The organism is Candidatus Manganitrophus noduliformans, from assembly GCF_012184425.1.
Classification (GTDB): domain Bacteria; phylum Nitrospirota; class Nitrospiria; order SBBL01; family Manganitrophaceae; genus Manganitrophus; species Manganitrophus noduliformans.
On record NZ_VTOW01000001.1, the window covers coordinates 516,554 to 541,636 of the forward strand.

Annotated in this window: 28 protein-coding genes, 2 tRNA genes and 1 other RNA gene; 25 read left to right on the forward strand and 6 right to left on the reverse strand. The window is 55.7% G+C overall.

Going from position 1 to position 25,083, the window contains the following annotated elements; all coding sequences use genetic code 11:
• Positions 1-63 precede the first annotated feature (63 nt).
• The 22 genes from prmC to MNODULE_RS02560 all read left to right on the forward strand — a co-directional run bounded on the left by prmC (position 64) and on the right by MNODULE_RS02560 (position 18,815).
• Positions 64-933: a peptide chain release factor N(5)-glutamine methyltransferase gene (gene prmC / locus MNODULE_RS02455; RefSeq protein WP_168057900.1), complete on the forward strand. Its 870-nt coding sequence runs from the start codon at positions 64-66 to the stop codon at positions 931-933.
• Positions 926-2,182 (forward strand): UDP-N-acetylglucosamine 1-carboxyvinyltransferase, encoded by a 1,257-nt coding sequence (gene murA / locus MNODULE_RS02460; RefSeq protein WP_168057901.1) that lies wholly within the window; start codon positions 926-928, stop codon positions 2,180-2,182. The genes prmC and murA overlap by 8 nt, the downstream gene beginning before the upstream one ends.
• Positions 2,183-2,866, forward strand: a complete 684-nt coding sequence (hisG, locus tag MNODULE_RS02465; RefSeq protein WP_168057902.1) for an ATP phosphoribosyltransferase — start codon at positions 2,183-2,185, stop codon at positions 2,864-2,866.
• A 23-nt stretch (positions 2,867-2,889) separates the two neighbouring features.
• Positions 2,890-4,185 (forward strand): histidinol dehydrogenase, encoded by a 1,296-nt coding sequence (hisD, locus tag MNODULE_RS02470; RefSeq protein WP_168057903.1) that lies wholly within the window; start codon positions 2,890-2,892, stop codon positions 4,183-4,185.
• The gene (hisB, locus tag MNODULE_RS02475; protein WP_422666744.1) at positions 4,175-4,762 is read left to right on the forward strand and encodes an imidazoleglycerol-phosphate dehydratase HisB; all 588 of its coding nucleotides are present in this window, start codon (positions 4,175-4,177) and stop codon (positions 4,760-4,762) included. The genes hisD and hisB overlap by 11 nt, the downstream gene beginning before the upstream one ends.
• Positions 4,763-4,773: 11 nt before the next feature.
• Positions 4,774-5,382 carry an imidazole glycerol phosphate synthase subunit HisH gene (gene hisH, locus MNODULE_RS02480; RefSeq protein ID WP_168057905.1) on the forward strand — a complete coding sequence of 203 codons (609 nt, stop codon included), beginning with the start codon at positions 4,774-4,776 and terminating at the stop codon, positions 5,380-5,382.
• A gap of 9 nt (positions 5,383-5,391) precedes the next feature.
• On the forward strand, positions 5,392-6,120 hold the full coding sequence (hisA, locus tag MNODULE_RS02485) for a 1-(5-phosphoribosyl)-5-[(5-phosphoribosylamino)methylideneamino]imidazole-4-carboxamide isomerase (protein ID WP_168057906.1): 729 nt from the start codon (positions 5,392-5,394) through the stop codon (positions 6,118-6,120).
• Positions 6,120-6,881 (forward strand): imidazole glycerol phosphate synthase subunit HisF, encoded by a 762-nt coding sequence (gene hisF / locus MNODULE_RS02490; RefSeq protein ID WP_168057907.1) that lies wholly within the window; start codon positions 6,120-6,122, stop codon positions 6,879-6,881. The genes hisA and hisF overlap by 1 nt, the downstream gene beginning before the upstream one ends.
• Positions 6,878-7,564 carry a bifunctional phosphoribosyl-AMP cyclohydrolase/phosphoribosyl-ATP diphosphatase HisIE gene (gene hisIE, locus MNODULE_RS02495; RefSeq protein WP_168057908.1) on the forward strand — a complete coding sequence of 229 codons (687 nt, stop codon included), beginning with the start codon at positions 6,878-6,880 and terminating at the stop codon, positions 7,562-7,564. The genes hisF and hisIE overlap by 4 nt, the downstream gene beginning before the upstream one ends.
• Before the next feature lie 9 nt (positions 7,565-7,573).
• On the forward strand, positions 7,574-7,945 hold the full coding sequence (locus MNODULE_RS02500; protein ID WP_238339186.1) for a histidine triad nucleotide-binding protein: 372 nt from the start codon (positions 7,574-7,576) through the stop codon (positions 7,943-7,945).
• A 129-nt stretch (positions 7,946-8,074) separates the two neighbouring features.
• Positions 8,075-8,530, forward strand: a complete 456-nt coding sequence (locus tag MNODULE_RS02505; RefSeq protein WP_168057909.1) for a GatB/YqeY domain-containing protein — start codon at positions 8,075-8,077, stop codon at positions 8,528-8,530.
• Positions 8,531-8,590: 60 nt separating this feature from the next.
• Complete coding sequence (gene dnaG / locus MNODULE_RS02510; protein WP_168057910.1) at positions 8,591-10,375, forward strand: DNA primase; 1,785 nt, start codon at positions 8,591-8,593, stop codon at positions 10,373-10,375.
• Between the two features lie 38 nt (positions 10,376-10,413).
• The gene (gene rpoD, locus MNODULE_RS02515; RefSeq protein WP_168057911.1) at positions 10,414-12,225 is read left to right on the forward strand and encodes an RNA polymerase sigma factor RpoD; all 1,812 of its coding nucleotides are present in this window, start codon (positions 10,414-10,416) and stop codon (positions 12,223-12,225) included.
• 79 nt (positions 12,226-12,304) lie between these two features.
• Positions 12,305-12,380: transfer RNA gene (locus MNODULE_RS02520), tRNA-Ile, on the forward strand.
• A gap of 44 nt (positions 12,381-12,424) precedes the next feature.
• Positions 12,425-13,132, forward strand: coding sequence for a zinc ribbon domain-containing protein (locus MNODULE_RS25200; RefSeq protein WP_168057912.1), 708 nt, complete (start codon positions 12,425-12,427; stop codon positions 13,130-13,132).
• Positions 13,133-13,135: 3 nt separating this feature from the next.
• Positions 13,136-13,555 carry a ribonuclease HI family protein gene (locus tag MNODULE_RS02530; RefSeq protein WP_168057913.1) on the forward strand — a complete coding sequence of 140 codons (420 nt, stop codon included), beginning with the start codon at positions 13,136-13,138 and terminating at the stop codon, positions 13,553-13,555.
• An 11-nt stretch (positions 13,556-13,566) separates the two neighbouring features.
• Positions 13,567-14,006, forward strand: an RNA gene (rnpB, locus tag MNODULE_RS02535) — RNase P RNA component class A.
• Positions 14,007-14,200: 194 nt separating this feature from the next.
• Entirely contained in the window at positions 14,201-14,770 is a 570-nt protein-coding gene (locus tag MNODULE_RS02540; RefSeq protein ID WP_168057914.1) for a YkgJ family cysteine cluster protein, read from the forward strand.
• Positions 14,767-15,654 carry a phosphatidylglycerol lysyltransferase domain-containing protein gene (locus MNODULE_RS02545; protein ID WP_168057915.1) on the forward strand — a complete coding sequence of 296 codons (888 nt, stop codon included), beginning with the start codon at positions 14,767-14,769 and terminating at the stop codon, positions 15,652-15,654. The genes MNODULE_RS02540 and MNODULE_RS02545 overlap by 4 nt, the downstream gene beginning before the upstream one ends.
• A 14-nt stretch (positions 15,655-15,668) precedes the next feature.
• Positions 15,669-16,892 (forward strand): MFS transporter, encoded by a 1,224-nt coding sequence (locus MNODULE_RS02550; protein ID WP_168057916.1) that lies wholly within the window; start codon positions 15,669-15,671, stop codon positions 16,890-16,892.
• Between the two features lie 705 nt (positions 16,893-17,597).
• Positions 17,598-17,684: transfer RNA gene (locus MNODULE_RS02555), tRNA-Leu, on the forward strand.
• A 186-nt stretch (positions 17,685-17,870) separates the two neighbouring features.
• Positions 17,871-18,815 (forward strand): hypothetical protein, encoded by a 945-nt coding sequence (locus MNODULE_RS02560; protein ID WP_168057917.1) that lies wholly within the window; start codon positions 17,871-17,873, stop codon positions 18,813-18,815.
• 69 nt (positions 18,816-18,884) lie between these two features.
• Here the strand turns inward: MNODULE_RS02560 and MNODULE_RS02565 are convergent, their stop codons facing one another.
• Positions 18,885-19,064, reverse strand: a complete 180-nt coding sequence (locus MNODULE_RS02565; protein ID WP_168057918.1) for a hypothetical protein — start codon at positions 19,062-19,064, stop codon at positions 18,885-18,887.
• Positions 19,065-19,225: 161 nt separating this feature from the next.
• On the opposite strand from MNODULE_RS02565, the gene MNODULE_RS02570 reads away from it, so the two are divergent.
• Positions 19,226-20,683: a HEAT repeat domain-containing protein gene (locus tag MNODULE_RS02570; RefSeq protein WP_168057919.1), complete on the forward strand. Its 1,458-nt coding sequence runs from the start codon at positions 19,226-19,228 to the stop codon at positions 20,681-20,683.
• A gap of 100 nt (positions 20,684-20,783) precedes the next feature.
• On the opposite strand, the gene MNODULE_RS02575 is transcribed toward MNODULE_RS02570, so the two are convergent.
• Positions 20,784-21,014, reverse strand: a complete 231-nt coding sequence (locus tag MNODULE_RS02575; RefSeq protein WP_168057920.1) for a hypothetical protein — start codon at positions 21,012-21,014, stop codon at positions 20,784-20,786.
• Here MNODULE_RS02575 and MNODULE_RS02580 point away from each other — a divergent pair.
• The gene (locus MNODULE_RS02580; protein WP_168057921.1) at positions 21,013-21,285 is read left to right on the forward strand and encodes a DUF433 domain-containing protein; all 273 of its coding nucleotides are present in this window, start codon (positions 21,013-21,015) and stop codon (positions 21,283-21,285) included. The two genes, MNODULE_RS02575 and MNODULE_RS02580, sit on opposite strands and share 2 nt — an antisense overlap.
• A 138-nt stretch (positions 21,286-21,423) precedes the next feature.
• Here the strand turns inward: MNODULE_RS02580 and MNODULE_RS02585 are convergent, their stop codons facing one another.
• The 4 genes from MNODULE_RS02585 to MNODULE_RS02600 form a co-directional block, all read right to left on the reverse strand.
• Positions 21,424-22,557 (reverse strand): Fic family protein, encoded by a 1,134-nt coding sequence (locus MNODULE_RS02585; RefSeq protein WP_168057922.1) that lies wholly within the window; start codon positions 22,555-22,557, stop codon positions 21,424-21,426.
• Between the two features lie 238 nt (positions 22,558-22,795).
• Complete coding sequence (locus MNODULE_RS02590; RefSeq protein WP_168057923.1) at positions 22,796-23,401, reverse strand: hypothetical protein; 606 nt, start codon at positions 23,399-23,401, stop codon at positions 22,796-22,798.
• Between the two features lie 134 nt (positions 23,402-23,535).
• Complete coding sequence (locus MNODULE_RS02595) at positions 23,536-23,886, reverse strand: DUF5615 family PIN-like protein (protein WP_168057924.1); 351 nt, start codon at positions 23,884-23,886, stop codon at positions 23,536-23,538.
• The gene (locus MNODULE_RS02600; protein ID WP_168057925.1) at positions 23,886-24,305 is read right to left on the reverse strand and encodes a DUF433 domain-containing protein; all 420 of its coding nucleotides are present in this window, start codon (positions 24,303-24,305) and stop codon (positions 23,886-23,888) included. Before MNODULE_RS02600 ends, MNODULE_RS02595 begins: the two co-directional genes overlap by 1 nt.
• Positions 24,306-24,555: 250 nt before the next feature.
• Between MNODULE_RS02600 and MNODULE_RS02605 the strand changes: the two genes are divergently transcribed.
• Positions 24,556-25,056, forward strand: a complete 501-nt coding sequence (locus MNODULE_RS02605; RefSeq protein WP_168057926.1) for a hypothetical protein — start codon at positions 24,556-24,558, stop codon at positions 25,054-25,056.
• Positions 25,057-25,083 lie beyond the last annotated feature (27 nt).

A 25,083-nucleotide genomic window follows, 5' to 3' on the forward strand; every position in this document is an offset into this window, starting at 1 on the left:
TCTTCCTGAATGGGATTGGAGACGAGCAACCCCGCTTCCTCCTGAATGAAGATGCCGATCACCATGACAAAAGAAAAAACGGTCTCCGAACTTCTCGGCCAAGGAACCGCTTTCCTCGAAGCGCAAGGAATCGCCCTGCCCCGGCGGGAGGCCGAACTGCTCCTCTGCGCACTTCTCTCCTGCCGTAGAATCGATCTATATTTAGAACCTGCGCGGCCGATCGAGACCGATCAAGAGGGCCTCTTTCAATCATATTTAACGCGGCGCGCCCGGCGCGAGCCGATCCAATACATTACCGGTCAGGTCGATTTCTGCGGGCTCTCCATTTCGGTCCGCCCCGGGGTTTTTATTCCTCGGCCCGAGACCGAGCTGATCGTCGAGCGGGCGCGCACGATCTCGCCTGCTCCCTGTCGTATTCTCGATCTTTGCACCGGGAGCGGGGCGCTGGCGATTGCGCTGGCAAAAGAATTTCCCCACTCTCACGTTGTTGCCGCCGACATCGATGAAAGGCCCCTTGAGACGGCACGCGTAAATGCGGAGCGCCACGGCTGCCTTCCGCAGCTTTATTTCGTGCGGGGAGATCTCTTCGCGCCGCTTCAAGCGGGAGCGGATCGGTTTGATCTCATCGTTTGCAATCCCCCTTATATCCCAGAGCGAGATCGACCCACCCTTCAACCGGAGGTGCGCGATTTCGAGCCGGCGCAGGCCCTCTTCGCGCCGGAGGAGGGAACCGCCTTTTATCGGCGTATTCTGAGGAAAGCCCCTTCTTTTCTCACGCAAGAAGGATCTCTCCTCTTTGAGCTCGGGGCGGGGCAGGCGGCCTGGTTCCAAGCCTATGCCGCGCAGGAGACGATGTTCAGCGCAACCTTTCTCCAAGATCCGGCCGGGATCGATCGGATCGCTGTCTGCCGGAGACGAGGCGCCGATGGATAAGATCGTCATCCAGGGGGGGGCTCCTCTCATCGGCGAGATTGAGGTCAGCGGGGCGAAAAACGCGGCGCTCCCCATCTTAGCGGCGACCCTTCTCTCTTCCGAACCGCAAACCCTGCTCGGTATTCCGAAGTTGATGGATGTCGCCACGACCAAGAAGCTGCTACAGCGAATGGGAGCGGAGATCAGCGAGCAGGAGGGGGTCCATTCGGTTCAGGTCAAGACGATCAAGAGTTGCGAGGCCCCTTATGATCTCGTCAAGACGATGCGGGCCTCCATTCTGGTCTTGGGGCCGCTGGTGGCCCGCTGCGGCGAGGCCCATGTCTCTCTTCCCGGCGGCTGCGCCATCGGCGCGCGCCCCATTCAGCTCCACCTCACCGCGCTGGAGAAGATGGGGGCCGAGATCAAGATCGAGCATGGGATGATCCATGCCAAGGCGGGCAAACTAAAGGGGGCCAAGATCTATTTTGATCTCCCGACCGTGACCGGAACGGAAAATTTGATGATGGCCGCGACCCTGGCGGAGGGGACGACGACGTTGGAGAATGCCGCCTGCGAGCCGGAGATCACCGATCTTGCGCAGTTTCTCAACGCCTGCGGCGCGCGGATCGAGGGGGCGGGGACCGACCGAATCACCATCCAAGGGGTTGCCGCGCTGAAGCGTGCCTCTTACCGGGTGATGCCCGATCGGATCGAGGCGGGGACCTTCATGATCGCCGCGGCGATCACAAAAGGGGACCTGGTGATCCGCCACGGCCGCGCGGAACATCTGGCCAGCGTCATCGAGAAGCTCCGGGCGGCGGGGGCGACCGTGACGGAGGAGAAAGATCTCCTTCGGGTCAAAGGGGGCGCCGTCCATGCGGTCGATGTGAAGACCCTCCCCTATCCCGGATTTCCGACCGACATGCAGGCGCAGATGATGGCGCTGATGTCGATTTCGGACGGCCTCTCCGTCGTCACCGAAACGATCTTCGAGAACCGCTTCAACCATGTCGCCGAGCTTCGCCGGATGGGGGCGGAGATTCGGCTGGAGGGAAATCACGCTGTGATCAAAGGGGTGCAGAAGCTGTCGGGGGCGCCGGTGATGGCGTCGGATCTTCGGGCGAGCGCCTCGTTGATCTTGGCCGGCCTGGTAGCGCAAGGAGAGACCGAGGTGCTCCGGATTTATCATCTCGATCGGGGATACGAGCGGATCGAGGAGAAGCTCTCGAAAGTCGGGGCTTCGATCCGCCGGGTGAAAGGAGCGGCCTAGATGGAGAAGCCGACCCTCACGATCGCACTGTCAAAGGGGAGACTCCTTGGGCTGACGATCCCCTTTCTCGGCCAACTCGGGATTGTTCCGGCGGAACTGACCGAAGAGAGCCGCCGTCTCACCTTCGACGTCCCGGAGAAGAAGATCAAAATCATCCTCGTCCGGGCGACCGATGTTCCGACCTATGTCGAATACGGCGCCGCCGACGTCGGGATCGTCGGAAAAGATCTTTTGCTGGAGCAGATGCGGGACGTTTATGAGCCGGTCGATTTAGGATACGGCTTCTGCCGGATCGTTCTGGCGGGTCCGAGCGGCAATGGGAACGGGGAGCGGCCGAACGGGCACTCCAAGCTGCGCGTCGCAACGAAGTATCCGAACATCACCGAGCGCTATTTCCTGGAGAAGGGAATCCCGATCGAGATCATCAAGCTCTACGGCTCGATCGAGCTGGCGCCGCTAGTCGGATTGGCCGATCAGATCGTCGATCTCACCTCCAGCGGGGAAACGCTCCGGACGCATCATCTCGGCGTGGTCGATGAGATCGCCCAATGCACCGCCCGGCTGATCGTCAATCGCGCCAGCCTGAAGATCAAATATCCGGCCGTGCAGAAGTTGATGGAGGCGGTGAAGAAGGAATTAAAAAAGAGCGGCAGTCGGGAATCGAAGGTCAAGGTTCACCGGTAGAAAAAGGGATACGAGGTCGAACAATGATGAAGACGGTTCATGTCGAAGATCGGCGGTTTAAGGCGGTTTATCGGAAGGTGCTCCATCGATTGGATGTCGGGGACCGGACAATCGAAAAGACCGTTCGAAAGATCCTCGATGACGTTCGGGAAAAAGGAGATAAGGCGGTTCTGCGTTATACAGAAAAATTCGATCGGCTGAAACTCACCCCGGACCAGATGCGGGTCGATGCAGATCAGACTCGGCGGGCCTATGAGAAGGCCGATCCCGCCGTCGTGGAGAGCCTCCAATATGCCGCCGACCGGATTACCGCTTTCCATGAAAAACAGAAGAAAGAAGGGTTTACCGTTCAGAACGACGGGATCTATCTTGCCCAGCGGGTCCATCCGATCGAGCGGGTCGGACTGTATGTCCCCGGCGGGAAGGCGGCCTATCCCTCTTCTGTTTTGATGAACGCCATCCCCGCCCGGGTCGCGGGGGTTCCTCGCCTGGTGATCGTCTCCCCCTCTCCGGACGGGGTGCTCAATCCCTACATGCTCATCGCCGCCGATATTGCCGGCGTAACGGAGATCTACCGGATCGGCGGGGTGCAGGCGGTCGGCGCCTTGGCGTATGGGACCGAGACGATTCCCAAGGTCGATAAAATCGTCGGGCCGGGGAATCAATACGTCGCCGCCGCCAAGCGGTTGGTGTACGGTTTGGTCGATATCGATATGATCGCCGGCCCCAGCGAGTTGCTGATCATCGCCGACGACCGGGCCAACCCGACCTATGTCGCCTCGGATCTTCTCTCGCAAGCGGAGCATGATGAGGAGGCGGTGGTAATCTTCCTGGCGACTTCCAAATCGCTCGTCGAGAAGGTGGAGCGGGAGATGAAGGCGCAGCTCGCCCGGCTTCCCCGGAAGAAGATCGCCACGACCTCGCTGCGGCATCATGGCGTCACCTTCATCGTTCCCGATTTAAAGCAAGCGATCGCGATGTCGAACGAGATCGCCCCGGAGCATCTCTCCCTCTTCGTGGCCGAGCCGTTCGCCTACCTCGACGGCATCGTCCATGCCGGCTCGGTCTTTCTCGGCGAGCAGACGCCGCAGGCGCTCGGCGATTATATCGCGGGGCCGAACCACGTTCTCCCGACCGGCGGGACGGCGCGGTTCTTCTCGCCGCTCTGCGTCGATGACTTCGTGAAGCGCAGCAGCGTGATTTCGTACAGCCGGGAAGCGCTGGAGAAAAGCGGCCAACACCTCGTCCGGATCGCGGAGGTGGAAGGATTGGAGGCGCACGCCAACATGGTCCGAATTCGGGTGAACAATAATGCGTAACGGCGCCGTGACACGGGAGACAAAAGAGACGCAAATCACCATCCAGATCGACCTGGACGGGGCTGGGAAGTATCAGGTCGAGACCCCCTTCCCGTTTCTGAATCACATGCTCTCCGCTTTTGCGAAGCATGGCTACTTCGATCTGACGGTGAAGGCGAAGGGAGATGTCGAGATCGACGATCACCACACCGTCGAAGATATCGGGATCGTTCTCGGCGAGACGCTCGCCAAGGCCTGGGGGGAGAAGCGGGGAATCCGGCGGTTCGGCCATGCGTCGATTCCGCTCGATGAGGCGCTGGCCGAGGTGACGGTCGATCTTTCGGGCCGTCCCTATCTCGTCTACCAGGTGAAAATGCCGAAAAAGAAGATCAAGGAGTTCGATACCGATTTGGTGGAGCATTTCTTCCGCGCCGTCGTCGATCAATGCAAGATCAACCTCCACATCAACCTTCACTATGGAAAAGATCCGCACCACATCCTGGAGGCGATCTTCAAAGGCTTCGGCCGGGCGCTCGATGAAGCGACGCAGATCGATCCCCGGTTGAAGGGGGTCGCTTCGACGAAGGGAAAGCTCTAATATTCTCACGTATGAAAATCGTCATTGTCGATTATGGGTCGGGGAATCTTCGGAGCGTTCAGAAGGGGTTTGAGCGGGCGGGGTATGCCGCCGTGGTTACTTCAGATCCGAAGGCGGTCTCGGACGCAACCCATCTGGTGGTGCCGGGGGTGGGGGCCTTTCCGGAGTGCATGAAGAACCTCGACACGCTTCGTCTTCTCAAACCGATCACCGAATCGATCCGGGCGGGAAAACCGTACCTTGGCATCTGCCTGGGACTTCAGATTCTCTTTACGGAGGGGATGGAGTTCGGGTCCCATCCGGGGCTCGATCTGGTACCGGGGCAGGTGGTCCGATTCCCGGAGGGAGATTTGAAAGTTCCCCACATGGGATGGAATCAGATCCGGATCGAAAAGAAGAGCCCCGTTTTGGAGGGAATTCCGGACGGCGCCTATTTCTATTTCGTCCACTCCTACTACGGGGCTCCGAAAAAAAATAATTGGGTGGCGACGACCACCGACTACGGCGTCCGTTTTCCCTCGGCGATCGCGCACGAGAACGTATTCGCCTGCCAGTTCCATCCGGAGAAGAGCCAACGGATGGGGCTTCAGATGCTTGCCAATTTCGCAAAATTGAATTAGGGAGGGAAGATGATTGTAATCCCTGCGATCGATATCAAAGGCGGACGCTGCGTCCGGCTGATACAAGGGGCGATGGATTCCGAGACGGTCTTCTCCGAAGATCCGGTCGCCATGGCGCAACAGTGGGAGTCCCAGGGGGCCGAGCGGCTTCATCTGGTCGATCTCGACGGCGCGGTCAGCGGCGCAACGGTCCATTATGACTTGATCGAGCGGATCATCAAAGCGGTGAAGATTCCGGTTCAGGTCGGCGGCGGGATTCGCAGCCTCAATCGGATCGAGCATTATCTCTCGGCCGGGGCGGCGGCCGTGATCCTGGGGACGGCGGCGCTGCAGAACGAACCGCTGGTGAAAGAGGCGACGCGGAAATTTCCGCGTCGGATCATCGCCGGGATCGATTCAAAAAAGGGGCGGGTCGCCGTCCGCGGCTGGACGGAGGTCCATCCGGAGGAGGCGGCGACGCTGGCGGTTCGGATGGAGGAGGCGGGGGTCGCGGCGCTGATCCTGACCGATATCGAAAAAGACGGGATGCTCGCCGGTCCCAACATCGGGCTTTTCCGGGAGATCGGCATGCAGGTGGAGATCCCGATCATTGCATCGGGGGGGGTCACCACCCTACCGCAGATTCAGCAGCTCGCCGAGATCCCGGGGGTCGAGGGGGCGATCGTCGGAAAGGCCCTCTACACCGGGGCCCTCTCGCTTCCGAAAGCCTTGGCGGCGCTCCGGGGAGAAGAAGCCTGATGCTCGCGAAGCGGATCATTCCGTGCCTCGACGTAAAGGGGGGGCGGGTCGTCAAAGGGGTGAGCTTCGTCAATCTCAAAGACGCCGGCGATCCGGTGGAGATCGCCAAGCTCTACGAGGCGCAGGGGGCCGATGAGCTCTGCTTTCTCGACATCACCGCCTCTTCCGATGAGCGGGAGATTCTGCTCGATATCGTCCGGCGAACCGCCGAGGAGGTCTCGATGCCGCTGACGGTCGGCGGCGGGGTCCGGACCCTCGAAGATGTCCGGACGCTTCTCGCCGCGGGGGCCGATAAGGTCTCGATCAACACCGCCGCCGTGCAGAACCCGGCGTTCGTCCGGGAGGCGGCGCTTCAGTTCGGCAGCTCCACGATTGTCGTCGCCATCGATGCGAAGCGCAGGGATGAAAACGGCTGGGAACTGTTCACCCACGGCGGACGGAAGGCGACCGGAATCGACGCCGTCGAGTGGGCCAAGCGGATGGAGACGGCCGGCTGCGGGGAGATCCTCCTCACCAGCATGGACCGGGACGGAACGACGCAGGGATACGATCTGGCGCTGACCCGCGCGGTGGCCGAAGCGGTTCATGTTCCGATCATCGCCTCCGGGGGGGTGGGGACTTTGGATCACCTCTATGAAGGGATCGCCGTCGGAAAAGCCGACGCCGTGCTGGCGGCCTCGATCTTTCACTATCAGACCTATTCCGTTCCGCAGGCGAAAGCCTATCTCTCGAAGAAGGGGGTGCCGGTCCGGCTCGTATGAAAAAGAAAGCCGATCCGCTTAAATTCTCGCGCGGTCTCATCCCCGCCGTCATCGTCGATCATCGGAAGAAAGATGTTTTGATGGTCGCCTACATGAGCCCCGCCTCGCTTCAGAAAACGCTCCAAACGGGGGAGACCCACTTCTGGAGCCGCTCCCGAAAAAAATTGTGGCGAAAAGGGGAAACTTCGGGCCATGTCCAGAGGGTGAAGGCCATTTACACCGATTGTGATCAAGACACCCTCTTGATCGAAGTCGAACAGGTCGGTGTCGCCTGCCACACCGGGAGCCGCTCCTGCTTTTTTGAGAAGATCACCCCCAACGGCGCAAAGCCGACTGCTCCATCGAAACCGGACCTTCCTGTTTTCGAGGCGCTTTATCAGACGATCTCGGATCGGAAACGGCGCCCCTCTCCGAAGTCATACACCACCACCCTTTTCGAGGGGGGAATCGATCGGATCTTGAAGAAGGTGGGGGAGGAGGCGGGCGAGTTTATGATCAGCGCGAAGAATCGAGACAAAAAAGCGGTGGTCCACGAAACGGCCGATCTCCTTTATCATCTCTGGGTCGCGCTGAACCATCATCAGATCCCGCTCAAAGCCATTGAAGCGGAGCTTCGCCGGCGATCGTCTCAATCGGGGTTGGCCGAAAAAAAATCAAGGACTCAAGTGAGGAAAAAACCATAGCGAGGAGTCATGATGTCGAAGCAACCGGTTTCTGCGGGGGGCGATTGCCTCTTCTGCAAGATTGCAGAGAAAAAGATCCCAAGTAAACTGGTCTATGAAGATGAAAAGATGGTCGCCTTCGAAGATATCAATCCGCAGGCCCCGGTCCATCTTCTGCTCATTCCCCGGAAACATCTCTCCGGGTTGCTCGATCTGACGCCGGACGATCGCGAAGCGATCAGCCATCTCTTTCTGACCCTCCCGAAGCTGGCGCGAGAAAAGGGAATTGCCGAGCGAGGTTTCCGTACGGTGGTCAATTCAGGGCGGGATGCCGGCCAAACCGTTTTTCACCTCCATATTCATTTACTTGGGGGGCGTTCCCTGCAGTGGCCTCCCGGATAATGTATCGGGTGGAAAAAGGAAATAAAAACAATTAGTTGACAAGCAACAACCGGTTTGCTATAGTTAAAATTTACTGTACCGATCATTCTGGCAATCTCGTCCATTGATAATGAGGTTCCTCCCCCCATCATGGCGCTGCAGCAAAGACTCGTTGATGAAATGAAAGAGGCGATGCGGACCGGCGACACCGACCGGGTTTCCGTCATCCGTCTGCTCCGCTCGGCCATCAAAAATAAAGAGATCGACAAGGGCAAAGGGCAGCAGCTGACCGACGAGGAGATCCTTCAGGTGATCAGCTCCGCCGTGAAGCAGCGGAAGGAGTCGATCGAGCAGTTCGAAAAAGGGGGACGTCGGGACCTCGTCGATAAAGAAACAAAAGAGCTCGCCATTCTCCAATCCTTTCTTCCTCAGCAGATTTCCGACGAGGATCTCCGGATCAAGATCAAAGAGGCGATTGCCCAGTCCGGGGCGGCCGACGTAAAGGATATGGGGAAAGTGATGAAGCTCCTCGTCCCGCAGCTTGTGGGACGGGCGGAAGGAAGCAAGGTCAGCCAGATGGTCCGAGAATGCCTTGGGCAGAAATAAACCGAAGGTAAGCCGCGATTTCTAAGCTTTGATCTTAATCGTCAGGGAAGGTCTCTCTCTTTGAATGGAAGAAGGGTTTCCGATCAACTCGTCGAAACCATTCGGGACAGAAGCGATCTTGTCTCCGTTGTCTCCGAATACCTCACCCTCAAGAAGGCGGGACAGAATTTCACCGGTCTCTGTCCTTTCCACGCCGAAAAAACGCCCTCCTTCAGCGTCAACCCCTCGAAGCAGTTCTTTCACTGTTTCGGCTGCGGGGTCGGGGGAGATGTTTTTCAATTCGTGATGAAGGTCGAAGGGGTTGCGTTTCCCGAAGCGCTCCGAAGGCTGGCCGGCAAGGCGGGGGTGGCGCTTCCCGAGGCGGGACCGGATGAGCGAGAAAGTCCGGCCCGGCGTGAAGCGGCGCAAATTTATGAACTGAACGAAGCGGCGGCCGCCTATTTTCACCGGAATCTGATCGAACGGCCCGAAGGGGCTTTTTGCAGAGATTATTTGAAGGGAAGGGGGATCACGGCCGAAACGATCAAAGCCTTCTCCGTCGGATTTGCGCTGCCGCGGCGGGATGATCTTCTCAAACAGCTCGGCAAGCAGTTTTCCCGTTCTCTTTTGGAAAAGGCCGGATTGACCTCCAGGAGGGAGGGGGCGCAGGGAGAAGAAGGACTTTTCGATCGATTTCGAAATCGTGTTCTCTTCCCCATCCGGAACCTGCAAGGGCGGGTGGTCGGGTTCGGCGGGCGGGTTCTCGACGACACGCAGCCGAAATATCTCAATACCCCCGAAACCCCCGTCTTCACCAAAGGGAAACACCTGTTCGCCTTGGATCGGGCCAAAGGGGCCGGCATCAACGCTCTGATTATCGTCGAGGGTTATTTCGACGTGATTGCCGCCCACCAGGCCGGAATTCCCAATGCCGTCGGGACGATGGGGACCGCCCTGACACAGGACCATCTGCGGCTCATTCGGAGAATTTCGGAAAAGGTCCTTCTGATTTTCGATCCGGATGAGGCGGGCGCCCGGGCGGCGCTTCGGACGGCCCCCCTTCTGATCGAAGAGGGGATCTCGGCCAAGGTGATCTCTCTCCCTTCCGGGGAAGACCCCGATCTGTTTATTCGAAAGGAGGGGAAGGCCGGGTTTCTCAAGAAACTGGAGGAGGGAAAAACGCCGATCGATTTCGCCATTTTTAAGATGACGGAGGCTTCCGCTCTCAAGTCTGTTGATGATAAAATAAAAGTAACCGAAGAAATCTTCCCCCTCATCGAGAGATTAAAGAACAAGGTCGAACAAAGCCACTACCTCAAGCGGCTGTCCGATGTACTTCGGATTGAAGAGCGGGACCTTAGGGCCGAATTTTCCTCCCGGACCCGGAAGAATAAAAAAGAGGTTTCTCCGAGCCGGCCGGCGCCGGTTGCGGAGTCGAAGCTTCCTCACGATGAGGAAACGATTGCCTCGCTCCTCCTTCAGAGTCAAATCGACCCTTCGGCGCTTGCCGATCAGCTCGATCTGGAAGATTTTACAGACCCGCAGATTCGGGGGATACTCTCTCATTTTTGGAATCGGGAGGAGGGCCGGTGGTTTTCGCCGAACCGCTTGAACGAGATCGAAGCGCCCCTCCTCACATTGTACAGCCGTCTGTCCGTTCGTGAAAACCGTTATGAGAATGTGCAGCAAACGGCGCGCGACTATATTCTCTCCCTCCGGGCGAAGCGGCTCCGAAGGGAGAGCAGCGAGATTGAAAGTAAGATCAAATTGGCAGAGCGGGGAGGAGATTTCTCTTTGATGAAGTCTCTTCAGCAGCACTTTCTAAAACTTCGGAAAGAGCTCAGCCATTTGACCTTGTCGCATTAAAAATTGGTTGGTCCCTTTAGAAATCTATTGGAGGCTCCATGTCCAAAGAAGAAAAGATGGAAGAAGTCAAACAGCTGATCTCTTTAGGCAAAGAGAAAGGCTTCCTCACGTATGAGGAATTGAACAACGCCCTTCCGGCCGATGTTCTCTCTTCCGATCAGCTCGACCATATCATGATGATGTTCGGCGAGATGGATATCGAAGTGATCGACCCCGAGGAGGCCGGCCGGTTCCAGCGGATGGCGGTCGAATCGGACGAAGAGGTCGAAGATGTCGAGGAGATCGAGGAGGTCGACGAAGAGGTCGTCGGCGAGGAGAGGGAAAAGGAGATCGATTTGACCCCCGGCGCGGTCAGCCGGACCGACGATCCGGTCCGCCTTTATCTCCGCGAGATCGGCTCGGTGCCGCTTCTTTCCAGGGAGGGGGAGATCGAGATCGCGAAGCGGATCGAGGAGGGGAAGAAAGAGATCTCCAACATCGTCTTCGGGCTTCCGATCGCCATCCAAAAGGTGTTGACGTTCGGAGAAGAGCTCAAGACCGATCAGATTCCGATCGGCGATGTCGTCTCCATGCCGGAGGAAGAATTTGAGGTTGTGGAGCAGGACGAAAAAGAGCTTAAAACCAAAACGCTCGAATTGATGAATCAGCTCAAGAATCGCCAGCGCGATTACATCCGGTTGGTGGAGCGGACGAAACGCTCCGCCCGGAGCGAAAAGGCGAAGAAGCTCGCCCAGGAGACCCTCAAAGAGGGGCGCGGAAAGGTGATCGAAAAGATCGAGGCGATGAACCTGCATCCTCGCGTGATCGAGGGGCTGATCGAAGAGCTTCGCTCCCTGGCCGATAAGATCATCCATGCGGAACGGGAGGTGACCCTTTGCAAGCGGAAGATGGGGGTCGCGAGCGAGGAGCTGAACGCCCTCTTCAAAAAAGCGAAGCAGGGGCGAAGAGAGATGCGGGCCGTCGAGAAAAAGGTCAATCTTTCGGAGGAGCAGATCCTGGAGATCGAAAAGATCTATCGGAACGCCCGAAAGCGGGTCCGCGAGGTAGAGGAAGCGGCGTTGGTCACCGCCGAGGAGCTGAAAGATTCGATCCGCCAGCTCTCTCAAGCGGAGCAGAAGATGAAGCTCGCGAAGAGCGAGCTGGTGGAAGCCAACCTCCGCCTGGTCGTCAGCATCGCGAAAAAATATACCAACCGCGGCCTCCAGTTCCTCGATCTGATTCAGGAAGGAAACATCGGCCTGATGAAGGCGGTCGATAAATTCGAGTACAAGCGGGGCTATAAATTCTCGACCTATGCCACCTGGTGGATCCGGCAGGCGATCACACGGGCCATCGCCGACCAGGCGCGGACCATCCGCATTCCGGTCCATATGATCGAGACGATCAACAAGTTGATCCGGACCTCCCGGCAGCTGGTGCAGGAGCTCGGAAGGGAGCCCTCTCCGGAAGAGATCGCGGAGAAGATGGACCTCCCCCTCGAGAAGGTGAGAAAAATCCTCAAGATCGCCAAGGAGCCGATCTCCCTGGAAACGCCGATCGGAGAAGAAGAAGATTCCCATCTGGGCGATTTTATCGAGGACAAGAAAGTCATCTCCCCGCTCGATGCGGCGATCCGGTACGATCTGCAGCGGCAGATCAACAGCGTCCTTCAGACGTTGACCCCCCGGGAGGAGAAGGTCTTGAGAAAACGCTTCGGAATCGGCGAGTCGACCGACCACACCTTGGAAGAGGTCGGCCAGGATTTCGAGGTCACGCGAGAGAGAATCCGGCAGATCGAAGCGAAGGCGCTGCGCAAGCTCCGCCATCCGAGCCGAAGCAAACGGCTGAAGAGTTTCGTCGAAAGCCTGTGAGTGAACGTTCATCGGTATTCGTTACTCGGATATCTCTTTCTTCACGTTTAACGATGAACGTATCACGAGTAACGAAACCGGGCCCATAGCTCAGCGGTTAGAGCCGCCGGCTCATAACCGGTTGGTCCCAGGTTCGAATCCTGGTGGGCCCACCATATCCGGAGTTCCTGCTCTGGGAGAAAGGTCGTTGGGAGAGATCGTGAAAGAGCCGCTTGCACTGTTGATGGGGCTTCAAGAGTTGGACCGCCAGTTGAACCAGTACCACGAAGAGGAGAAGATGCTCCCGGAGCGGCTCCAGATCGCCCAGCAGCCGTTGGAGCAGGCGAAGGAGACGCTGGCCAAATTAAAAAGCGCGCTCGATCAGGCGACGAAGGAGCGGAAAGAGAAAGAGCAGGCCCTCCAGTCGGCGGAGGAGAAGATCACCAAGCTCAAGGGACGGCTCACCGAGCTGAAGACCAATAAAGAATATCAGACCCATCTGCACGAGATTGAATCGGCCAATGCGGAGAAGGGAAAGATCGAGGAAGAGCTTCTGGTCGCGATGGACCGGGCCGACGCCGTGAAAAAAGAGGCGGCGGCGCAGGAAAAGGTGGTGGCCGAGGAGGAGAAGAAGTTCCGCGCCGAAAAAGAGGGGTTGGAAAATGCGCTCAAGAGCAAGTCGGAGTCGATGAAGGGGCTTGAGCAAGAGCGGACCGCCCTGAGCGAGAAGGTCGGAAAGAATCTCCTTCAGGAATACAAGCGGCTGGCCGCGACGAAAAGAGGGCTGGCCGTGGTGGCCCTGAAAGGAAACATCTGCAGCGGTTGTCATTTCAGCCTCCCCCCCCAATTGGTGGCCGAGGTGAGGAAAGGGGAGAAAGTCCTCGCCTGCACCTACTGCCATCGCATTTTGTTCCCTGCACCGACCTAACCCATGGCGAAATTATCGATCTACACCGACGGCGCCTCCCGCAACAATCCGGGGGAGGCGAGCATCGGCGTGGTGATTAAAAATGAGCGGGCCGAGACGATTGAAACACTCTCGGAATATCTCGGCATCGCCACGAACAATGTGGCGGAGTATACGGCGCTGATTCGCGCGTTGGAGGAGGCCCGGAAGCATCGGCCGCAGGAGATCGACTTCTACCTCGATTCCCAATTGGTCGTCCGCCAGATGACGGGAGAATACAAGGTGAAACATCCGGGGATCATTCCGCTGGTCCAGAAAGCGCAGCAGCTGCGCCGGCAGTGGCCGGAGGGGGCGGTCCGGTTCCATTATATCCCGAGGAGGGAGAACAGCGAGGCCGATGCCCTGGCCAACGAGGCTATCGACAAGAATACGAAAAGAGTGTAAGATCGGTTGGCGAAGTGGCTCAGATGATCGCTCTCGGCAGGATCTCACGATCCTGGCGCGGGGGAGGAAAGTCCGAGCTCCAAAGGGCAGGGTGGTCGCTAACGGCGACTGGGGGCGACCCTAAGGAAAGTGCCACAGAAAATAAACCGCCTGGCATCCTACGGATGCCCGGTAAGGGTGAAACGGCGAGGTAAGAGCTCACCGCTTCGATGGCGACATCGAAGGCATGGTAAACCCCACCCGGAGCAAGACCAAATAGGAGAGCACGAGGGAGGCGAAAGCCTTCTTCTAAGGGCGGCCCGCCCGAGCTCTCGGGTAAGGTCGCTAGAACCGGCTGGCAACAGACGGTCCAGAGAAATGATCATCACCCCGACTTCCGGGGTCCCCAAAAAGCCTGCTTTTTGGGGTGTCCTGTCGGGGAACAGAACTCGGCTTATGAGCAACTTCGACTTGAACAGGGGGAGGTGAAAGCCTCCCCCTTTCTTTATTCGATTAGCAGGTTGTTGGAAAGTATTTGTATTTTGTTAAGCCGTCATTCCCGCGAAAGCGGGAATCCAGAATTTATTAATTTCAAAAGAACTGGATTCCCGATTAAACATTCGGGAATGACGGATCAAGCATTTCCAACACCTTGGTAGGTATTCAATGAAACAAGATTCCCTCGTTGAGAAATATCGCCCCCTCAAGCAGATCGTCCCTTCCTCCCTCTGTCTCACCTGCGACGTCTGCTGCCGCTTTCCGGAGGAGACGAGCTTTCTCGCCCCCTTCTTCACGCAAGATGAAATCGCGCGGCTGGGGCCCGAGCAGGCGCGGTTTTTTTACTCCCCCGCGGCCGGCTCCAAAATCAAGCTTCAGCACCACGGCGAGGGGTGCATCTGTCCTTACTTCGATCCTCAGACTCAATATTGCAAAATTTACGGCGAGCGGCCGCTCGATTGCCGGATCTATCCTTTTGCCATCTTACGCGATCCGGAAGGGGGGGTGGTCTTGGGAATCGACACCAAATGTCCCTTCATCCAGATGCATGCGGCCGATCCCGAAATGAAGGTCGATGCCGAGGAGGTGGCGGCCTTTCTGGAGTCGGCGTCGATCCTACCGATCCTTGCGACCCATCCGGCGCTGATCGGCCCCTATCAGGACGATGTCATCATCGTCCGGCCGCTTGAACGGATCACCGAGGCGGTCGGCCGAGATCACTCTTCCATCCAACCATGATCGACCTGAAGCCGCTTCAACGCGACACCCGGCCCCTTTTTGAAAACTATCTCGAACAGACCGGCGCCCCCCTTTCGGCCTACGCTTTTCCGGCCCACTTCCTCTGGCGGGATCACTTTTCGTTTCAATGGGCCGTTCATCGGGACCACTTTCTCCTCTTCGCCGAATACGACCGCTGTCTCTACATGCCGCTGCCGCCGCTCGGCCCCCCCGATCGGACGGTGATCCTCGACTGTTTCGACCGGATGGACCGGAAGAATCCCGACCGGGCGATCTCCCGGATCGAAAATATCGCCGAGACCGAGATCGGTTTTTATCAGGCGTGCGACCTTACGACCGAATGGAAAGCGCCGGAGTATCTCTACCGGCGCGCCGCGCTGGCCGCGCTGAAGGGGGATCGATACAAGGCGAAGCGGGCCGCCTGTAATGCTTTCGAGAAGCATCACCCGATCGGCCGCGCCTATCGTTCTTCCGATGAAGCGGCGGCGCGGGGGCTTTTGGAAAGATGGGTCGAAGATCGAATCGCGCGGCATCCCGATCCGATCTATCGCCGGATGATCCAAGATTCGGAATCGGTTCACCGGCATGCTCTCTCGGAGGCGGAGGTCCTCGGTCTGACCGGCTGGGTCGTCGAAGTGTCGGGCGCGTTGGCCGGGTATACCTTCGGCTTCCCGCAAGACCGCGAGACCTTCTGTATTCTCTTAGAAGTCGCCGATCTGAAATGGAAGGGGGCCGCCGCCTATCTCTTCCGTTCCTTCTGCCAAAGCCTGACCGCATTTCAATGGATCAATGCGATGGATGATTCGGGGATTCCTTCTCTTCGTCAAACGAAGGAATCGTATCGGCCCGAGCGAAAAATCGGCTGCGCCCTGGCCAGGCGTTGATTCGGGGGAGAGGGATGTCCCTTCACTGGTTGGGCCGGGATGGAACGCTGCTGATCGCCGCGCGGATGCTCCGCGCCTTCGCGTACGGCTTCGTCAGTTTTGTCCTGGCGATTTATTTAAAGCAGCGCGGCCTCTCCGAGATCGCGATCGGCGCGGTGATGACCCTCAGCATTCTGGGGGGGACCGTTTTTACGGTCCTGACCGCCCTCTATGCCGACCGGCTCGGGCGCCGGCGGATCTTGATTCTCTTCAGCCTGCTGATGGCGGCCTCCGGGCTCCTCTTTGCTTTTTCGGACCGGCCGCTCTTTTTCCTCATCGCCGCCTTTATCGGCGCGATCAATGCCACCGGCTATGAGATCGGGCCGTTTCTTTCGATCGAGCAGGCGGTCCTGGCGCAGGTCGGGCCGGAGGGAAAGCGGAATCAGCTCTTCGCCTTTTATAACATGGCGGGGCTGCTCGCCACCGCCACCGGCACGCTGGTCGGGGGGCTCCCCGGATGGCTGGAGCGGGCCGGGCTCTCTTCCGTCGCGAGTTTTCAGCCGCTCTTTCTTCTCTATACGTTTCTCGGATTGGTTTCGGCCTGGATGGCGTGGAGGCTGACCGGGCAGGTGGAGGGGGAGACGGCGCCCCTTTCGCCGCAGCGCCTCAGCCCCACCTCGCGCAAGCGGGTCACGCGCTTGTCGCTTCTCTTTTCTCTCGATGCCTTCGCCGGCGGCTTCGTCCTTCAGAGCCTGGTGGCCTACTGGTTTTATACCCGGTTCAATGTTTCGCTGCAGACCCTCTCGACCCTCTTCTTTGTCGCCGGGATTTTGACGTCGCTCTCGTTCCTGGTCGCGGCGCGCCTGGCCGACCGGATCGGTCTGCTGGAGACGATGGTCTCGACCCATCTTCTCTCGCATCTCCTCCTCATTTTGGTGCCGCTGTCGCCCACCTTTGAAATTGCGGTCGGGTTTTATCTGGCGCGGATGGCCCTCTCCCAGATGGATGTCCCGACCCGGCAAGCCTATACGGTCGCCCTGGTGGCCCCTTCGGAGCGGACGGCGGCGGCCTCCATCACGCTCCTTTCGCGAAGCCTCACCCAGGCGGTTGCTCCCTCCGTCACCGGCGTGCTGATTCAATCGGTGTCGGCGGCGGCGCCGTTCTTCCTGGCGGCCGGGTTGAAGGGGGTGTACGATCTGCTTCTTTATTTTCAGTTTCGGAAGGAAAGTGTTGTGATCGATCCGGCGACGCGGGAATAAGAGCGTTGGAATGGGGCGTTGCCCCAAGCCCCCCCAGCTGCGAGAATCAATTGCAAGATCAAAGTCGTGGGGCTCCTCGCCCCACCCCCCGCCAAGGGGGTTGCGTGCCCAACCCCCTTTGGATTCCCAGGGCAGCGGGGGCTACCGCCCCCCAGCACCCCCCACGGTCACAACTCGCACAACGCACGGAAGAGCACCGTGGATTGTGCTTCAAACAATGGTGACCTGATTTGGTAGATAAAACGTCTGGACAGAAGAACGCAGGAGAATGGGGGCACAGAACGCCCATGACGCGCACGCTCTTCGCTCTTGGGTTTTGATTTAATTCATAGAATTCGGGGTGATGTTCTGTGGGCCTCTGCGCCCGCAGCGCAAGGGACCCACTGGGGGATGGGTGGAGCGAGGACGCAGAGGCCCACTACAAATCAAATCGTTCCACCTACCCTATTAGGTCAGCTGTCTGAAGCACCATCCACGATGCCCCTCCGTGGGGGTGCGAGTTCTGACCGTAGCCGGGGGGAGCTGGGGGGGTACTTTCCCCCCGGCTGCCCTGGGAATCCGAAGGGGGGTGGGCACGCACCCCCCGCGGTGGGGTTTGGGGCGAAGAGCCCCATTCCAAATTCCGCAATTGATTGACTCTCTCCCCCGAATTTGTTATAAGAATGCGGGGATCGGAGACCTCCTCCGATCCCTCCCGTCTAAAAAGCCGAAGTGGTGGAATTGGTAGACACGCTAGGTTCAGGGTCTAGTGGGGGTGACCCCGTGGGGGTTCGAGTCCCCCCTTCGGCACCAGGTTTTTTATAAATAAGATCAACACTTAACTTAGACAAAAAATTCTCCAAATTTTCTGTCCCCAAGCAAAAACTCACTCGTTTTAAATTAGTCGATAGTCCTAACCCTTCAACTCGATCGATCACTATATTGTAAGTAACTCGGAATTGATCTTAAGAAGGTTTCTTCTTATAGGAAGGACGAGACGTGGCAGAATGCCCGATTTGTGGAAAATTAAATGTACCATCAAAATCAGTCGGTACAAAAGATGTGAACGAATATGACTGTCACGTCTGCGGTGACTACTCTATTAGTAGGCAATCTTCTATAAACCTCAAATCGTTAACAGCGGTCGATAAAGCTAAAATCTCTGCCTTTACAAGGGAAAGATCTCTTGAGAAAAAACCGAGAATTACAATCGTGAGTAATAGAGAGATTGCTCAGGTTTCAGCCGAACCCGCCATCAGTGCTGATGAGATAATTTCCCTTTTTCCAAGAACTGTTTCGGAGCGATTAGAGAGAGCTCTTAAAAATTTATATCTTAATTCTTCAGGGATACCTGGTCATTTGGACTACATCAATCAAAATGACGACTATCCAATTCTTTTTGCGGAGAGTAGAGAGGCATATAATTTTATTCTCATGGCGCTTGTTGATGCCGAGTGGATCGAATGTAAAAATACTCCTGTGGGTATTTCTTCGGTAACAATATCGGTTCATGGTTGGAACAAACTGGCTGAAATGGAAAGTCGGAGAATTGGTAAAAATTCGGAACAAGCGTTCGTTGCTATGTGGTTTAATACGAACCTCAATGATTCTTATAGCCATGGGTTCAAGAAAGCGATTGAAGTTTGTGGTTACGAGGTTGTGCGAGTTGATGTGAAAGAACACAACGAAAAAATAGATGATAGAATTATTTCTGAAATTCGAAAAAGCCGTTTTCTAGTTGCGGACTTTACCGGTCACCGTGGAGGAGTCTATTTTGAAGCGGGATTTGCGCTTGGTCTCGGCCTCCCTGTTATCTGGACCTGTAGACAAGATCATAAAGACGACCTCCACTTTGATACAAGACAATTCAACCATATATTATGGGAGGATTCCTCGGATCTGTTTGAGCGTCTCCGTCGAAGAATCGAAGCGACTATATTTTGACTCTTATCAATAGATCGAAAAGAAATCAGCAGTTCGAATCCGCTCGCCGCTTCCATTTGCTCTAAAATACTAAATATCGCCCCAAACAAATTCGCAATCGCCGTCGCCACCCGCTGAAGGAACCGGCTTCACCGGCGGGTTCTGCGCCTTCTCCTCGATCTCACGCGCCGCCTCTTTCGCCTTGCGCTCCCCCGAGCCGTCCTGCCGCGTTCTCCCCGGGAGCAGGACCCGTTTGAGAACATCGGGCAATCCGGAGCGCTCGCGCCCAGATCGTTGGCGCCGAGCCCGCCGCAATCCATAACAGATAGGAATAATATTGTTTTTTATCTTCCGCAATGGCATATTATGGGCTTCTGTAAAGCCCATTAATGGTGCTTTTTTAATCCTGTCCATCGCTTCTTTTGCGAGGCATGACAGTAATCGAAAAACGAGCGGAATGGTTTTTTACGTTGAAACGATGGTTTTCCAAAGGCAAGACGGTGCATTTCTCAGGTAAGTTGAAAACAATTTTTTCGATCCTTCTCTTTTTAATGCTGCCCAATCCAGCGCTGGCCGAGGAGAAAGATTTGGCTCATCTACGTGAGCGTCTCGCCATCTCTTTTCTCGAGCCGGAACCCCATTTAGAACTTGCCAAGTATTTCTCTGATCATGATGAAAAGCTTACTGCCTTATATATTTTAGAAGATGCAAGACGCCGATTCGGAAATGCACAGTTCGATCCTGTCTTCCGACGCATTTTTCCCATGCAAGGGGCACCTGAGGATTCTCCTCAAGCGGAGGAGCGCCTGCTGCGAGTACACAAAGAGGATCCCTCTGCAGTTGAGACGATCAAAGATCTTGTGAAGCTATATGCCTCCCGCAAAGATTGGCAAAAGGCCAAGAAATATTTGCAGAAAGCGATTGAGCTTCGACCGGATGACTTCAGTCAAATCAGTACGCTTGCCGTGATATATCAACAGGAAGGGGATCTGCAGAATTCTGAGACGGTAATGCGGGAGTTTGCAGAGAAGTACCCAAAATCACAGGCTGCTTATCAAGCAAGGATAAGCAAATTAATTGAGAAGGAGCCGTCCGCTGCAAAGCAACTGCTTGAGGAGGCCCTGGAGGCCTTTCCCTCCGAGGGGCTATTTCATTTTCAACTCGCTTTGCTAATACAGTTTTTGGAAAAAGAGAAAGGCGTTGAGGAAGCCGAGCGGCACTTACTGCAGGCGGCGGCGTTTGCCCCCCATGTAGACCAGATCCAAGGCGGGATAGGCCGTTTCTATATGAAGGTCAAGGGAGATAAAGTAAACGCCCTTAAATATTACCTGAACGCCTATTTTCTTTCTCCCCATTTCTACGACGGAGAATTTGCCGAGTCTCGTATTCTGAAACTAAATTGGGAACTCTCAGAGGCGGAGTTTCAGAGGCTGCTTCGAGAGAAGGTCGGCCTTGAAGAGATTTTAAAACGTGAGAATTCGGTTATTGTGGGACTTGCCACCGAAAAGCTCTCAGATTCATTGGAGCAAAAGTATGTTAATCCACTGCTCTCACTAATGGCGCACGATAATCCAAACATTCGGTGGGCCGCGACCGAGGCGCTACGCAAACATGTCGATCGCACTTTTGATCCTCAATTAAAAGAGCTGTTGATTGATCCGGATCTGAGAAAGAGAGGCCTGAGTTTTTATATTGCGGTACACCTGTGGGGGTCAGAGGGAGTTGCACAGGTTAAGGAGTTCTTGAACGAGTCGGCCCAGTTGCTGCGCTATGATGCACTCTTCGCCCTAATGCTCTATGGTGGTAAGGCCGGCCGCGAGGTCCTTATGGAGCACCGCACAAAAGAGACTCATCCATTCTTGAAGAAGGTCTTAGAGGCGGTGGAATAAATGTAAATCTCGCGACGAAAATCAGGTCTTGCAATAACAGATCTTGGCTTAGCCCGACAAGAAACGGCTTTATTTTTGATCACCTTCCTATAAGCCCCCCTCACCCAAAAATCGCCCCAAACAAATTCGCAATAGCCGTCGCCACGCGCTGAAGGAACCCCGGCTTCACCGGCGGGTTCTGCGCCTTCTCCTCGATCTCACGTGCCGCCTCTTTCGCCTTGCGCTCCCCCGAGCCGTCCTGCCGTTCGATCAAAACAAGACCCGCGATGAAAACCTTTTCAAGGGCGCCTGAACGATGGTATTCTTTTACATACTTTAGGAATAATGTCATGTCCAGAATCACCCATCCTCATATCACAGGCGACCCTGCCATTTGCGGAGGAAGCGCGATCATTGCCGGGACCCGCTTTCCGGTCCGCTCCGTGGTGATCTATATTCTTCAACACGGACTCACGCCGGAAGAGCTGGTCGCCGATTTCCCCCATCTGACGCTGGCGCAAATCCACGACGCGCTGGCCTATTACTACGATAACCGCGAAGAAATAGACAGGGACATTGCTGAGAACATGGAAGAGGCAGTGCGCCGGCCGCCTTCTCAATAAGAAGAAATAATCTCGATCAAGCTCTATCTGGATGAGGATGTTGATCCTCTTCTGGCGCAGGTGCTGCGCGATCGAGGAGTCGATTGCCTCTCGACCCATGACCGAAAAGGGAACAGATTTATTTTTCGATAAAGGTATCTATTTCTCAAACAGTCTTAGATACTTCGTAAACTGGAAGAGACGGTTCCGCTTAAACCCGGTGACCTCTTTAAGGATGTCGATCTCCTCGAATTGTTTGACGAGCGTGCTGGCCGATGGGGGAGTAATGTTTAATCGTTCCGCGATCTGTTTCGTATTTAGGATCGGTTGAGAATAGAGCTGCTTCAGAAGTTCTTGGCCCACCTTTGCTCGCTTTCCGAGCGACATAATTTTCTGCTCAGAGTCGTGTCGCAGGGCAATAATTTTTTCAAACGTTGATTTCCCGTTTTTTGCTGTCTCTGCGACCCCGACCAAAAAGAATTTAATCCAATGTTCTAAATTGTCGGATGTTCGGACGACAGTCAACGCGTCATAATACGCGCCCTTATTTCTCTCGAAGAAATCCGACAAGTAGAGTGTCGGCTTTTGCAATATTCCCATCGAAACAAGATAAAGCGTAATGAGCAGCCGGCCGATACGCCCATTCCCGTCTAGAAAAGGGTGGATGGTCTCAAATTGATAATGGCTGATCGCGATCTTAATCAAATGGGGAATCTCAATATTTTTGTTATACCAGAACTTTTCTAAATCACTAAGAAGCTCGGGAACCTCATTGGGATGCGGCGGAATAAATACGGCATCCTTGAGACTCGCGCCCCCGATCCAGTTTTGGCTGGTGCGAATTTCTCCAGGGTTTTTGTGTGCGCCACGAACACCTGTCAGAAGAATTTTGTGTGTCTCTTTAAGCAGCCGGATAGAGAGTGGAATCTTCTCTATGTTCGCAATGGCGAAATCCATCGCTTTTATGTAATTTCGTACTTCAGCCCAATCATTCTTTCGTTCCGGATTGACCTCTTCTTCAGGCAGTAATGCCTCATCCATACCCGTCTTCGTTCCCTCGATACGGCTAGAGGTTGTCGCCTCTTTGAAGAGGTGCATACGGATGAAGAAGTCTACATCGGGTACGAGTAGCGAGTAAGCATTCAATTCGCCTAAAAATCTCGTTGCTTCCTCCAGTAACACATCGATCTTAGGGTCTTGCCATTTGAATGTGATATTCATGTTGGAAGGGGTAAAACTCTTGTACTCGTATTGTTGCCGGTAGACTCCGGCCTTGAAATTTGGGTTTTTCATCGGCGATCAACTTTAAATAGATTTTTTTATGTTTAAAGTTTAGTGATTAACTTTAAATAAGTCAAATTATAATTAAAGTTAACTGAGGGAGAAGAGTGGCGTTTTATAGGAGAGATTCTAAGTAATCTTAGATACTTGGAAATTTACATGAAAGATCGATCATACGCGCCTTACAAGACTGATCATTATTATTGTGCTAATTTATTAACAGAATGTAAGGGGGACTTAAAAGGCTCCCTCACCCAAAGATCGCCCCAAACAAATTCGCAATCGCCGTCGCCACCCGCTGAAGGAACCCCGGCTTCACCGGCGGGTTCTGCGCCTTCTCTTCGATCTCGCGCGCCGCCTCTTTCGCCTTGCGCTCCCCCGAGCCGTCCTGCCGTTCGATCTCCTCGCCCACCCCCTCCAGCGCCTTCGTCGACGACTCGAACATCTCGCGCGTCCACAACATATTATCGACAACCCGCCGCTCTTTTTCCGGGAGCGGAATCCCCTTGAGCACGTCGGGCAAGCCGGAGCGTTCCTGCGCCCAAACCGTCGGGCCGGGGCCGCCGCTGCCGGTCAATGTCATCAATCGATTCGAGACATCGAGGACCGGGCCGAGCCGCTCTGCAGACGCCGGATCGATCTTCCCCGCGGCGGCGCCGAAGGAGCGCACGGCGCTCATCGCCTCGCAGTCGGGGAGCAGGGGGAGTCCGTCGATCAGCGTCCGAAGAAGCGACTGCCCTTCGCCCCGCAGCGCCGCAATATCTTTTTGGGGAACGGCCTTGATCCGCCCTGCCTGTTCGGCAAGCCGGGTCGCAAATTTCCGCGTCGATGCAATCCATTCATCGGTGAGGCTCATCGGCATCCTCCTCTGATTCAATGTTTAAAAGCATGAATAGGCGGGGATCAATGAAGGTCTAACAAGTAACGATTCGCTTCGGATCATAACGAATTAAATCAAAAAGGGATAGCGGAATTCCGGGAACGCTCACATTAAGACTTTAGAAAATCTACCGCGTAGGATTCCATGCCGCTCGGATGATTCGAGGCGTGCTTTGCAACGGCATTGGCGATGATGCTAAAACGGTCTCCGGGAAAAGAATACGGAACAACCAGCAATCCAGAATGCCGCCGATGCTCGTTGAAGAATTGAACCGTCAGAGCAATAAAGTCGTCTCTGTTTCGGGTGACAAGGCATCGGCCGTTCTCAGCCGCATATTCCAATTGCTCCCGATCGGATATCTGGATCATTCCGATGTCATGCGCACTGATTGTGTCGACCCCCTTCTTTCTGAGTATCTCAGCAATCTTTGGACTGAGGTCTTCATCGAGGTAATATTTCATTATTTGCCGGCAGGCAAGAAAGGATATTTCTTTTGAACACGTTCCGGCGTCCAGCTTTCATTCGCTGAAATCAGACGGTCGATCTCTTCCGGATAGGCTGTGTAATAACCCAGGACAGACTGAATCTGCTGCTCGGTCAACCAGTGATAGGCTTGGCGGAGCCGTTGCAGGCTCTCACCCACACTCTGATAAGCGGCGATTACCTCCCATACTTCGATGCCTGTGCCGGCCACCCTCGCCCGCCGGCCCTTGACCCCTTCTGTGAAGATAATTCCCGGACAGCGATGGGTTTTTACGGCTTCTTCCAACAACTCATTGGCGACACTGGAAAAGTCCTTTTGGCGCTCCTCGGCGATCTGCTCGATTTCCTTTAAAACTTCCTTTGGAATCCTCAAGCTTTTCTGTATACTCGCCATCATAGACCTCCTTGTATGCTTTCAGCCTACAATAGAATACAGTGTATGTCAATTTCCCGGATGATCAGTGCAAGAGATCACATAAAATATGATTTTCCGGTCAGGTTCCCCTGAGATCCGACTCTTTTGCTTCTTTAGGGAAGCGGGTGGGGGATAATCCAATCGGGTGATTGATCCGCCAAATTTCTTTATCGTACGATGGAAGTATTCAGCACAACCTGATCATCCGCATGATTGATAAGGAGAGTAAACGATGATGAAGCAGATCGGAATGGGACTTCTGGCCGGCGTCGCCGGGACGGCGGCGTTGACCGCCGTTGTGCAGTTGGAAAAGAGGGCGTTGCCCTGGGGGCAAAAACACAATGCCCTCTTTCCGCACAAGGTGGTGAAGAAAGCCGAAAACTTTTTCGGGATTCAGGGGCGGCTGAGCGGGAACGCGGAGACGGCCGCCATTCAAGGATCGAACTTCGCGTATGGGACCCTCATGGGAGCGCTTTACGGCTGGTCGGCCCCCAAGTTGAATGTCTCTCCCTGGGTTTCGGGGCCGCTCTTCGGGTTGGCCCTCTGGGCGATCGGGCTTTCGGGATGGGTTCCCGGAATCGGGGCGGAGCGTCCTCCCTGGAAAAAAGCGCCGATGCAGGCGGCCATGCCGATTCTCTCGCATCTGGCCTTTGGGTTGGCGGCTGCGGCGGTGCTTCAAAGCTACGAAAAAAAGCAGGGATTCTTCAAGAAAAGACGGCTCCTCTCCGTGTAACCTTCTCCCTCTTGCCTTGAGACAACG

Excerpts from the sequence above, each read along its gene's own strand:
- MNODULE_RS02600 (WP_168057925.1), bottom strand. The coding sequence starts at position 24,305 with ATGATGGCGAGTATACAGAAAAGCTTGAGGATTCCAAAGGAAGTTTTA.
- prmC (WP_168057900.1), top strand. The coding sequence starts at position 64 with ATGACAAAAGAAAAAACGGTCTCCGAACTTCTCGGCCAAGGAACCGCT.
- MNODULE_RS02590 (WP_168057923.1), bottom strand. The coding sequence starts at position 23,401 with ATGAGCCTCACCGATGAATGGATTGCATCGACGCGGAAATTTGCGACC.
- hisH (WP_168057905.1), top strand. The coding sequence starts at position 4,774 with ATGAAAATCGTCATTGTCGATTATGGGTCGGGGAATCTTCGGAGCGTT.
- MNODULE_RS02595 (WP_168057924.1), bottom strand. The coding sequence starts at position 23,886 with ATGAAATATTACCTCGATGAAGACCTCAGTCCAAAGATTGCTGAGATA.
- rpoD (WP_168057911.1), top strand. The coding sequence starts at position 10,414 with ATGTCCAAAGAAGAAAAGATGGAAGAAGTCAAACAGCTGATCTCTTTA.
- MNODULE_RS02545 (WP_168057915.1), top strand. The coding sequence starts at position 14,767 with ATGATCGACCTGAAGCCGCTTCAACGCGACACCCGGCCCCTTTTTGAA.
- hisIE (WP_168057908.1), top strand. The coding sequence starts at position 6,878 with ATGAAAAAGAAAGCCGATCCGCTTAAATTCTCGCGCGGTCTCATCCCC.
- hisG (WP_168057902.1), top strand. The coding sequence starts at position 2,183 with ATGGAGAAGCCGACCCTCACGATCGCACTGTCAAAGGGGAGACTCCTT.
- MNODULE_RS02605 (WP_168057926.1), top strand. The coding sequence starts at position 24,556 with ATGATGAAGCAGATCGGAATGGGACTTCTGGCCGGCGTCGCCGGGACG.
- MNODULE_RS02500 (WP_238339186.1), top strand. The coding sequence starts at position 7,574 with ATGATGTCGAAGCAACCGGTTTCTGCGGGGGGCGATTGCCTCTTCTGC.
- MNODULE_RS02570 (WP_168057919.1), top strand. The coding sequence starts at position 19,226 with ATGACAGTAATCGAAAAACGAGCGGAATGGTTTTTTACGTTGAAACGA.
- MNODULE_RS02505 (WP_168057909.1), top strand. The coding sequence starts at position 8,075 with ATGGCGCTGCAGCAAAGACTCGTTGATGAAATGAAAGAGGCGATGCGG.
- MNODULE_RS02575 (WP_168057920.1), bottom strand. The coding sequence starts at position 21,014 with ATGACATTATTCCTAAAGTATGTAAAAGAATACCATCGTTCAGGCGCC.
- hisF (WP_168057907.1), top strand. The coding sequence starts at position 6,120 with ATGCTCGCGAAGCGGATCATTCCGTGCCTCGACGTAAAGGGGGGGCGG.
- hisD (WP_168057903.1), top strand. The coding sequence starts at position 2,890 with ATGATGAAGACGGTTCATGTCGAAGATCGGCGGTTTAAGGCGGTTTAT.
- MNODULE_RS02550 (WP_168057916.1), top strand. The coding sequence starts at position 15,669 with ATGTCCCTTCACTGGTTGGGCCGGGATGGAACGCTGCTGATCGCCGCG.
- MNODULE_RS02580 (WP_168057921.1), top strand. The coding sequence starts at position 21,013 with ATGTCCAGAATCACCCATCCTCATATCACAGGCGACCCTGCCATTTGC.
- MNODULE_RS02540 (WP_168057914.1), top strand. The coding sequence starts at position 14,201 with ATGAAACAAGATTCCCTCGTTGAGAAATATCGCCCCCTCAAGCAGATC.
- MNODULE_RS02585 (WP_168057922.1), bottom strand. The coding sequence starts at position 22,557 with ATGAAAAACCCAAATTTCAAGGCCGGAGTCTACCGGCAACAATACGAG.
- hisA (WP_168057906.1), top strand. The coding sequence starts at position 5,392 with ATGATTGTAATCCCTGCGATCGATATCAAAGGCGGACGCTGCGTCCGG.
- murA (WP_168057901.1), top strand. The coding sequence starts at position 926 with ATGGATAAGATCGTCATCCAGGGGGGGGCTCCTCTCATCGGCGAGATT.
- MNODULE_RS02530 (WP_168057913.1), top strand. The coding sequence starts at position 13,136 with ATGGCGAAATTATCGATCTACACCGACGGCGCCTCCCGCAACAATCCG.